Genomic DNA, 3,422 nt, shown 5'->3' with positions numbered 1-3,422 from the left:
GGGCAGAGGGGCCGAGGAGGGCCGCAGACGGGGCCGCCCGAGCGAAGCTCCCTGCCGGTGGACAGGCCGCTGGAGCCCCCTTGGGGCAGCCTGCCCAGACAGCGCTCCCATCAGGTGTGTGGCAGGAGCCTGGGCCTGTGGGCTGTCTTGAGCCTCAACACCACACGGCCTGGGATGGCCCACGTGCTGGGGCCAACCTCGCACATGCCGTGGGCAAGCCCAGGTGCTCCAGAATCGCCCGCCCCCCGGGGGCCCCCTTCACGTACGCCAAGACCCTTAAGCCTGTCTCCACACCCCACGCAGTGGGCGTGACGCCGGGCCCCACCAAGGGCGCCGGGGATGCACGGCCGGGCAGGTGCTTGCCGCCTGTGCAGCCGAGCACTCCACCCCGTGTAGCGGGCTGCACACCCGGTGGGGGCGCTGGGCGGCGGCCGGGCCCATCTCCTCGGAAGGAGGGGGGCTTCCCGGCTGGCCCTGTTGGTGCATTGCTGACACTTCATGTGCCGGGAACGCGCCGCCTCCCCTTTTGACGGCCTTCGCGCCGCCCAGCCCAGCGAGCACACCCGCTGGCTGGCGGAGCCCGATGAGCCCGCGCTGCGCGAGCTGCTCCACGCGCGCTACGCCGGGAGCTACTCCTACCGCTTCCTCCATGAGCCTGGAGGGGCCTCGCGGCTCTGGAGGGCCGGCGCGCTGCTCAGCCTGGGGGAGTTCGATGCCCAGGGCACGCTCCTCTGGCACACGGGGCTGTGGTGCAAGCCGGGGCGGGACTCCCTGGACTCGGGGCTCTCCCTGGCCCTGCCCATCCGGCGCACCGCCATGGACCGCTCCGAGCACGAGCGGCTGTGGAGCCACCTCCTGGCGCAGCTCAAGGCGCGCGTGGGCTTCCTGCACCAGCAGACGTCCACGCTGCACCTCATGGCGCAGCGCTACGCGTCGCGCTTCATGCGGGCCGTGCCGGTGGGCCTCATCGTCGACTACACCGAAGGGGAGAGGCTGGTGGGCGTGGAGGGCTCGGGCCTGCCGATGCAGGCGCTGGCGATGACGACGGTGCTCGCGCCGCTGCCTCCACGTCGGCGCTTCCTGCCCGCGGGGCCGTGGGGGGAGTGGCTCGCGTCCATCCTCGCCGCCTCGGGCCTGCCGGGGACGGTGGAGCTGACGCCGCTTGCGCGCCGCCCTCGCCCTGGGGGCCTCGTGCCGCGCCCGCTCGACTGGAACGAGTCCCTGCGGCTCGAACGGCGGGAGCTGGTGGGGCCCGCCGGGGAAGGGCAGGGGGCCACAGCGCTCCCGTCCTCGCGGGCGCGCGTGGACCTCGTCCACCTGTCCATGGGCGAGCCCCAGTGGGTGGCCGAGGCCACGCCCGTGCTCCTCGCGGCGGGCTACCTGCCGACAGGCCTCCGCCCGCGCCTGGACGCGCCCGACGACATCGTCTTCCAGCACCTGCCGTCGCCGGAGCGGGCGTGCGAGGCGGTGGGGCGGGCGCGGGTGGACGGCGAGGCGGCCCGGGCCCTGTGGAGCGGATGGGTGGAGCGATGCGCGCGAACTTCGTAGACACGCTCCTCGCGCGGCTGGACGGCGAGGTGGCCACCATCTGGGCCACGGTGCTGCTGCGCATCGACGCGCGGCCCGACGTGGCGCGGCTGCGCGGGGCCTTGCGCGCCCTGGTGCACGAGAGCGAGCGGCTCAACGTGGCCTGGGACGACGCGCGCGGTGCGTGGGTGCCCGCGCCGCGCACGGACGAGGCGGTGGACGCGGCCCTGCTGGAAGGCGCCGAGCCGCTGGACGAGCCCGAGGCGGTGACTCGGGTCATCAACACCCGGGTGGACCTCGCGAGGGACGTGCCGCTGCGGCTGCACCTCCACCCCCTGGCCGATGGCGCGCCGGGCCCGTGGCTGCTCGCCATCCAGCTCCACCACGCGATTGGGGACGCCAAGGCGCTCGCCCACCTGTTGGAGCGGCTCTGGCTGCACTGCGCGGGGCGCGCGTCGGAGTCGCCCCCGCTGGGCCCCTCGACGCTGACGGATGGCAAGGTGCTGCTCGTGGCGCTGCGCGGGCCGGGCAGGGTGCTGGGCCTCGCGAGCCCCCGCCGCCGGCTCCTCGCGCCGCGGGGCCTGGGCCTGCGCCGCAGTGGAGACACCGCGGGCCGCTCGTTGATGGCGACGGCGCGCCTGACACTCCCGGCTGGGCGCACGGACGTCCAGGCCTCGGAGGTCTTCTTCGCCGCGCTGCTGGCGGGCGTCGCGCTGCGCGAGCCCACCAAGGACGGGCTCATCCGCCTGCGGGTGCCGGTGGACCTGCGGCCCATGCTGGGGCTGGGGCGGATGCTGGGCAACGGCTGCTCGACGGTGCCGCTGGAGTTTCCCCTGCGGGAGGTCCGCGCCCGGCTGGAGGACGCGCCCGCCCTGGCGGTGCTGGTGCGCGAGGCGCTGCGGCGCGTGCTCGACGAGGGCGTGCACTGGACGACGGCGCTGGAGTGCATGGCGGTGGCGCGGCTCGCCCCGGGGCCCGTGCTGCGGCGCAACGCGCGCCCCGGGCTGGTGGCCGAGCCCCGCACCAACACGCTGGTGGCGACCTACCTGGGGCGGCTCGACAAGCACTTCGTGGACGCGCCCTTCCGCATCCACTCCCTGCGCAGCCACACGGCCACCTGGGGCGCGACGGGCCTGGGCTTTGGCGACACGCTCAACATCAACACGGCGACGTTCGAGGGACTGTGGACCCGGGGCGAGCTGCGCGACTTCACCGAGCAGCTCGCGGGCTGGGCCTCCTCGGGCTTCGGACTTCCGGCGGAGGTGGTAAACCCATGAAGGGGCTTCGCGACGCGCCCGCGCTCTACCTGGGCTTCATCTCGCTGCACCTGCTGCTGGGGCACCTGGGCGCAAGCCTCGTCTACCGCCTGCGCTTCGGCCGCAGCCCGCTGGCCTACCGGAGCACCGGGGCCGACTCCGCCCACACGCGCCTCACGCGGCGCATCAGCGGCGCCTCGCTGGTGTGGGCGGGCTCGGTGGTGGCGGCGCTCTGGCCGCGCTGGTCCGAGCTGCCCTGGGGCCGGCCCCTGCTGGCCCTTCCGCCGGAGGTGGGCTGGGCGCTGGGCGTGCTCGGGCTGGTGGGCATGCTGGCGGCGCAATACGGCATGGGCGCGACGTTCCGCATCGGCGTGGACGCGGGGGAGGCCCCGCCCGTGCTGCACGAGAGAGGACTCCACCGCTCCTCGCGCAACCCCATCTACGTCTTCTCCTACCTGTACCTCGTGGGCGCCTCGCTCTGGGCTCCGTCGCTGGTGACGCTCGGGGCGTGCGCGGTGCTGGGGGGGCTGTTCCACGGGCTGGTGCTCCAGGAGGAGCGCTACCTCTCCGCCCGCCTCGGCGAGGCCTACGCGCGCTACCGCCAGCGCGTCCCCCGTTACCTCTAAAGGCCCCATGCAG

Annotated in this window: 3 protein-coding genes; all 3 read left to right on the top strand. The window is 74.8% G+C overall.

Going from position 1 to position 3,422, the window contains the following annotated elements; genetic code table 11:
- The first annotated feature begins 498 nt into the window (after nucleotides 1–498).
- The 3 genes from FJV41_RS48485 to FJV41_RS48475 are packed head-to-tail and all read left to right on the top strand — an operon-like array spanning nucleotide 499 to nucleotide 3,409.
- Entirely contained in the window at nucleotides 499–1,548 is a 1,050-nt protein-coding gene (locus FJV41_RS48485) for a hypothetical protein (protein ID WP_141649409.1), read from the top strand.
- The gene (locus FJV41_RS48480; protein ID WP_141649408.1) at nucleotides 1,530–2,804 is read left to right on the top strand and encodes a condensation domain-containing protein; all 1,275 of its coding nucleotides are present in this window, start codon (nucleotides 1,530–1,532) and stop codon (nucleotides 2,802–2,804) included. Before FJV41_RS48485 ends, FJV41_RS48480 begins: the two co-directional genes overlap by 19 nt.
- Entirely contained in the window at nucleotides 2,801–3,409 is a 609-nt protein-coding gene (locus tag FJV41_RS48475) for a methyltransferase family protein (protein WP_141649407.1), read from the top strand. Before FJV41_RS48480 ends, FJV41_RS48475 begins: the two co-directional genes overlap by 4 nt.
- The last annotated feature ends 13 nt before the right edge of the window (nucleotides 3,410–3,422 follow it).

The organism is Myxococcus llanfairpwllgwyngyllgogerychwyrndrobwllllantysiliogogogochensis, from assembly GCF_006636215.1.
Taxonomy (GTDB): Bacteria; Myxococcota; Myxococcia; order Myxococcales; family Myxococcaceae; genus Myxococcus; species Myxococcus llanfairpwllgwyngyllgogerychwyrndrobwllllantysiliogogogochensis.
Note: the sequence above shows the minus strand (reverse complement) of the source record. Positions and strands in the feature narration are given on the sequence as shown.